Genomic DNA, 5,731 nt, shown 5'->3' with positions numbered 1-5,731 from the left:
CTGTCCCACCAGCCCCGCTGCCCGGGGCGCGCCATCTCCGCCAGCGCTTCGACGTACTTCTCGTCGCGGCAGTCGCAGTTGCACGCGAGCGTGCGCACGCGTTCGGGGCTGATGGCACGAATACCCGTCTCGATGTTGGAAATCTTGGCCCGGTCGACACCGAGCAGCCCGGCGGCGTACTCCGCAGAGATTCCCGCCGAGGTGCGCATCTTGCGCACCTCGACCCCGACTCGCCTCTGACGCTCCGTCGGTGACGTCCTGGCTGCCATGCAGTTCCCTCCGCGTGTGGTCACAAGAAGTGTGCCGCCTCCGCACACTGCGTAGCCCCTGGGGGGGTGAAGTTTCCCTACTGGGGAACAAAATTGGCCCTACAGTCAGTACATTGAGTAGTGCGTCCGCTACAGACGGCAGTCGGCAGTGCACCGCGCGAGCCTGCCCGCACGCTCCTCCCCTGGGATGGGCGGGCCCGCGCCAGGGAGACGAGCCACCGACTGCGGCCAGTACGAGCACGAACGACAAGGAGCCCCCATGCCCATCTCCCGCTGCCCCGCCGCCCCCACCTTCCCGGCGGACTTCAGCGCCCCCGTCCCCGAGACCCTCGCCTACAACCTCACGCTCCCCGCGGCCTTGGCGAGCCCCGCCCTGGCGAGGACGACCACACGTGAGCTGCTCAAGGCGCACGGTTTGCACGACATGCTGGACCCGGCGCTTCAGGCGGTGGGCGAACTGACCGCAGTGGCCGCCCAGTTCACGGAGTCACCGAACTTCCACGTCTCGCTCCACTACCGGGCGGACACCTTGCGCGTGATCGTCTACGACAGCCACCCCCGCCACACACACCCCCAACTCGCCGCAGCCTGCGACACCCGCCGCCGCGCGGCCCTACGAGTCCTCGCCTGCGTCTGCCGTGCCTGCGACGGCAGCTGGGGCTTCGGCGAGGCCCACGAACCCGGCGGCGGGACGCGAATGTGGGCAAGGCTGCCAAGGGCGAGCGCGACGGCGTACGGCACCGACGCCCCGCACACCCCCGCGCCGGTGACCACGTGAACCGCAAGGCCAACCTGCATAGGCGGTCAGCCATGACGCCTTCGCGCCCGGCGCAGAACCAGCCCCTCACAGCGCCCGAGCGGTAGCGTTCCACGGTGCGGCGGGAGACCCCGAGGCGCTCGGCTACGGCCGTCGTGGAGGCCTTGGCGCGCGTGAGGAGGTTTTCTCTGGGCTCGTGCGGATTTCGGCGCGGGGCGGGTGAACAGTGCCCGTCCGAGGCCGTCGAAGAGCTCGCGCCGGAGCGTGGACGACGCCAGGTTCGTGTGCTGGTCATCCATACAGACAGCGTCGGGCAGGTCCCCAGTGGACAGATTCCGGCAGCCGCGCGCCGGTCCACGGCTGCAGCAGGGTTGACGGCACAGGTCGGAGGGTCTTCGGTGGTGGGCCACGTCCAGAGCAAGGGGGCTGGCCATGGATCTGCTCAGGCCCGCGTTCGTCGTCCTGCGGCGCCACACCGCTCGGGGTATAGGCCGGCATGGATGGCTGTGCCGCTGCGGCGAGTTGAACAGCAGGCTCGTCGCAGTAGCCGCCACGGTGCGCGGAGATTTCCCCGTGCATGAGCTCTTCGCAGACAGCGAGAGCACCATCTCGTCCGCGCCGGAAAGCCGGCGCTCCCGCCTATTGACGATGGCCGGCTCGAAGGAGCCCTCCCGGTCGCGGGGCACGTCGATCTCAGCCGGGCCGGGGACGTGGTGACGGCCAGGGGGCCCGACTGTAGCCCTTGCTGCCGCAAAGGCATCAAGCCGGGTCGTCCGCTGGTGTGGACGCGGCGGCAGCTGATAGACGGCATACGGTGGCGGACCCGGACCGGTGCACCCTGACGGGACGTGCCCGAAATTATTGACCATGGGACCGGGTCTATGACCTGTTCCGGCGCTGGCAGCGGGACGGGACCTGGGCAAGGATGTTCACCCAGCTCCAGGCCGAGGCGGACGCCAAGGGCCTAGACGTCAACGTCGACTCCACCGTCTGCTGCCGGACCCACCAGCACGCCGCAGGAGCGACGAAAAGGGGGACCTTCAGTTCAGAAAGAGCCGCCCGGCGGGATCTTCGTCGAGCCGGTCGACCACGCCTCGGATGTTCTCGCGGTGGACTGACCAGCAAAATTCACCTCGCGGTCGAGGAGGGGCAGAAGCCTTTGTCCGCCGTGCTCATGGCCGGGCGGCGGGCGACTCCCCGCAATTCGAAGCGGTCTTGGAAGCCATCCGGGTGCCGAGGCTGGGTCTCGGCAGGCCACGCAAGCGCTCGGACCGGTGCGGGCCAACAAGGCGTAGGCTCAGGCGAACAGCGCCCAGCCCCTGACTACTGCGACCACCGCGCCGATCACAGCCAGGAGGCCCCATACGATGCGCAAGTGGTCGGGTGTGAAGCGACCGCTGGGCGTGCCGCCGGGCGAGACCATTCCGATGACGTCGTACACACGCAACGCGATGTTGCGGTAGTCGAGGGCGATCAGCAAACCAAGCACGAATACCGCCACGGCCCAAACAAAATGAAACATTGGATCTCCGAGTTCCAGGTCCGGGCGGGTGCGCCATGTGGCGACGGCTACGAGGACCTCATCGCCCTCGAACACGATGCCACCGCCGACAGCAACCGCCTGCGGATCCATCCCAACGACGGCTCCGGCTTCGTTTGCACAGACTGCCCAGGCACCGACAACGACGAACGCGAACTCAGCGTCTACGACAGCGCCAACAACCACTGGAGCAACGGCGTCAAGCAGATCCTCGCCGTAGACGTCGACGGCCCTCTGGATGTCGACGCAGACGGCACCCCGGACACCCCCGGCTACCCCGACCTCGTGGTCAACGACGGCACCTTCGTCTGGCTCTATTACGGCAACACCGACGACCGCCTCGACAGCGACCGCGACCCGGTCCTCCTGGGCGGCCCCGACGACCCCCTCGCCAACGGAGACTCAAAAATCAACGAGATCACCCTGGCCGCTCCCGGGGACTGGAACAACGACGGACGAGCCGACCTCGTCGTCCGCTACGACCGCCCTGACGTCGGAGGACTCTGGGTCTTCCACGGCGAGCAAGGCGACAACGGCTATGACATCGGCGTCACCAACCGCACAGGAATCGGCTCCAACTGGAGCACCAGTACTGTGCCCACATTCACCGCAGCACCCGACGCCGACGCCGACGGCAAACTCGACCTGTGGGCAACCACACCGAACTCCGGCCGAGTCCGTGCCTTCCGTGGCATAACCGCCAGCGGCACACAACAGGTCACCGTGGCATCCGAAGCCTTCACCGACTACCAGACCATCAGTTAGCCGACATACGACCAGCACCATCAGCGGACTGACAGGGCCTTCCCCGCACCTTCACAGACGAGGAAGGCCCTGTCTGCCGTCCGGTGCTGGTGTGGCGGCGAAAGAGGTGTCAGGCGCCGAGCTGTCCCCGGTGTCGGTGAGTATGTCATTGGGGTCCACTACGTCCGCGGCGCTCACTCCGAGCGCTTCGCTGTCGGCCCTGTGCGGGAATGGCAAGTCGCCGTCTACGCGGCGCTGTTCATGCTCAAGGCGGTGAGCACGTGGTCCAACTCGTTCGGCATCACGGCGACCAGAACAGCGCCTTCGGAGGAGGCGCACTCGATGATCCTGGAGCCGCCGTTCACCTTCCAAGCTTCACGCAGCGAAGGTGAACGTACGCCGACCTGGCGCAACCCTGCCGGAAGTGACACTGCCGCACCGCCCCTGCCGCGGTTCTCCCAGGCCATCGAGGTGTGGCCGATCACCATCCGCCCACGGAGCCACCGGCCGTCGAACGCGGGATGCCGGAGCAGACAGGGAACCTTGACCACATCTCCCCGAGCTGCGCCATCCGCACGTTGCCCGGCCTTCCTCCAGAACAACCAGGCTGTCAGTCCGGCCACGAGCAGAGCCGCCGCTAATTCGATCACCGTTGCATTCAAGCAGTGCTCAACTCGAGCGCACCAGACCTTGTCCGGCGCCCCGCGCAGGGCGCCGTGTCCGCGCCGCATCTCATGCGTGGGGGAGGGCACGACCAGCATGTTGATCTGGTCTTCAGAGCGCAGCACCGCTTCGGTCAGCTCGAAGAGCACGTGGGACCGGACTTCTGATGTCGCGGCGCATCCTTCTCCGTTTACGCACAAGCAAGTGGCCTACGCCACCGGCTCCACCCACATCTCCCCCATGCGTGATCGATCCGCAACCAATTCCGGTCTTGACCGAGACCCATCAACGGCATACGTGATTACTCTCGCGCTCATGGAAGACTCCGCACCGCGCCCGGCCCCCCAGGCGATCACTGCCGCGAACCCGGCCGACCGCCCCGTCTACGTCATCGGCGGCGGCCCCGGCGGACTCGCCGCCGCGTACGCGCTGCGTGCCCAGGGCATACGGGCGGTCGTCGTGGAGAAGGCCGACGGGGTGGGCGCGTCCTGGCGGCGCCACTACGACCGGCTGCATCTGCACACCACCCGGCGCCTCTCGGCCCTGCCCGGGCTGGCGATACCGCGACGTTTCGGTCGGTGGGTGGCCCGCGACGACCTGGTGCGCTACCTCGAGAAGTACGCCGAGGTCCATGAGCTGGAGATCGTCACCGGCGTCGAGGTATCCCGCGTCGAGCGCACCGCCGACGGAATCGGCTGGCTGCTGCGCGCCACCGGCGGGCGTGAGCTCCTCGGCTCGGCGGTCGTCGTCGCCACCGGCTACAACCACACCCCGCACCTGCCCCGGTGGCCCGGCCGCGAGACGTTCACGGGCGACCTGACGCACGCCGCCGACTACCGCAGCGGCAAGGAGTACGCCGGCCGGGACGTCCTCGTCGTCGGCGTGGGCAACACCGGCGCGGAGATCGCCGTCGACCTGGTGGAGAACGGCGCGGGGCGGGTGCGGCTGGCCGTGCGCACGGTCCCGCACATCGTGCGCCGCTCGACCGCCGGCTGGGCCGCCCAGTACAGCGGCATCATGATCCGCCGGCTCCCCGTCGCCCTCGTCGACCGGATATCCCGGGTGATGGCGAAGGCGAGCATCCCCGACCTGTCCGCGCACGGGCTGCCGCGCCCCGACACCGGCCTCTACACCCGGGCCCGGCAGGGCGCGATCCCGGTGCAGGACGTCGGCCTGATCGACGCCGTGCGCAAGGGCCGCGTGGAGATCGTGGCCGCCGTGGAGGGCTTCGAGGACGGCGAGGTCGTGCTCGCCGACGGCTCCCGGGTCTCCCCGGACGCCGTCGTCGCGGCCACCGGGTACGTCCGCGCCCTGGAGGGCCTGGTCGGACATCTCGGCGTGCTCGACGACCAGGGCAGACCCGTGGTCCACGGCCCCCGCACCCCGAAGGACGCCCCCGGCCTGTTCTTCACCGGCTACACCACCCCCATCAGCGGGACGCTCCGCGAACTGGCGCTCGACGCGGAGCGGATCGCCAAGGCGGTGCGCCGCCGGAGCCGGTGACTCCGCGCAATCTTCGCGACCGCCGGTGTAACCATCGGTAACTCCCTTGAATCACCTGCTCGTTACACGTGTGCAAGATGCGGCGAGAGCGTTGTCGTGCGCCCTCTCACGGAGCCAGAATGTGAGACCTGTTCACCTTTCAGGTTCATCCCCTCTCGCTCCCGAAGCCCGTCGGAGGACGCACGTGGCAAGTGAAAGCCGGCCGACCCCCAGAATGTCCCGCCGCTCCCTGCTCGGCCGCACCGCGGCCGTGGC

At 68.5% G+C, this 5,731-nt stretch carries 6 protein-coding genes and 1 pseudogene; 3 read left to right on the top strand and 4 right to left on the bottom strand.

Features of this window, described 5'->3' with window-relative positions:
* A partial coding sequence (locus ACN6LD_RS18515; protein WP_445043763.1) for a helix-turn-helix domain-containing protein occupies nt 1-269 on the bottom strand: 269 nt, incomplete at its 3' end.
* A 259-nt stretch (nt 270-528) separates the two neighbouring features.
* Here ACN6LD_RS18515 and ACN6LD_RS18510 point away from each other — a divergent pair.
* Nucleotides 529-1,047, top strand: coding sequence for an ATP-binding protein (locus ACN6LD_RS18510; RefSeq protein ID WP_445043762.1), 519 nt, complete (start codon nt 529-531; stop codon nt 1,045-1,047).
* Between the two features lie 545 nt (nt 1,048-1,592).
* Here ACN6LD_RS18510 and ACN6LD_RS18505 read toward each other — a convergent pair.
* Together ACN6LD_RS18505 and ACN6LD_RS18500 are read right to left on the bottom strand one after the other, a co-directional pair.
* Nucleotides 1,593-1,730, bottom strand: a pseudogene (locus ACN6LD_RS18505) (transposase); the annotation flags it as partial.
* A 593-nt stretch (nt 1,731-2,323) separates the two neighbouring features.
* Nucleotides 2,324-2,527 (bottom strand): hypothetical protein, encoded by a 204-nt coding sequence (locus ACN6LD_RS18500; RefSeq protein WP_319193155.1) that lies wholly within the window; start codon nt 2,525-2,527, stop codon nt 2,324-2,326.
* A 12-nt stretch (nt 2,528-2,539) separates the two neighbouring features.
* Here ACN6LD_RS18500 and ACN6LD_RS18495 point away from each other — a divergent pair, with 12 nt between their 5' ends.
* The gene (locus ACN6LD_RS18495; RefSeq protein ID WP_445043761.1) at nt 2,540-3,331 is read left to right on the top strand and encodes an FG-GAP repeat domain-containing protein; all 792 of its coding nucleotides are present in this window, start codon (nt 2,540-2,542) and stop codon (nt 3,329-3,331) included.
* Nucleotides 3,332-3,555: 224 nt separating this feature from the next.
* On the opposite strand, the gene ACN6LD_RS18490 is transcribed toward ACN6LD_RS18495, so the two are convergent.
* Nucleotides 3,556-4,122 (bottom strand): hypothetical protein, encoded by a 567-nt coding sequence (locus tag ACN6LD_RS18490; protein ID WP_445043760.1) that lies wholly within the window; start codon nt 4,120-4,122, stop codon nt 3,556-3,558.
* A gap of 166 nt (nt 4,123-4,288) precedes the next feature.
* Here ACN6LD_RS18490 and ACN6LD_RS18485 point away from each other — a divergent pair, with 166 nt between their 5' ends.
* Complete coding sequence (locus ACN6LD_RS18485) at nt 4,289-5,476, top strand: flavin-containing monooxygenase (protein ID WP_445043759.1); 1,188 nt, start codon at nt 4,289-4,291, stop codon at nt 5,474-5,476.
* Nucleotides 5,477-5,731: the final 255 nt, after the last annotated feature.

The sequence above is a fragment of the Streptomyces sp. SAS_272 genome (assembly GCF_052543235.1).
Note: the sequence above shows the minus strand (reverse complement) of the source record. Positions and strands in the feature narration are given on the sequence as shown.

What these genes read in the sequence shown, in the direction of transcription:
- ACN6LD_RS18495 (WP_445043761.1), top strand. Translation starts at nt 2,540, where the DNA reads ATGAAACATTGGATCTCCGAGTTCCAGGTCCGGGCGGGTGCGCCATGT.
- ACN6LD_RS18510 (WP_445043762.1), top strand. Translation starts at nt 529, where the DNA reads ATGCCCATCTCCCGCTGCCCCGCCGCCCCCACCTTCCCGGCGGACTTC.
- ACN6LD_RS18485 (WP_445043759.1), top strand. Translation starts at nt 4,289, where the DNA reads ATGGAAGACTCCGCACCGCGCCCGGCCCCCCAGGCGATCACTGCCGCG.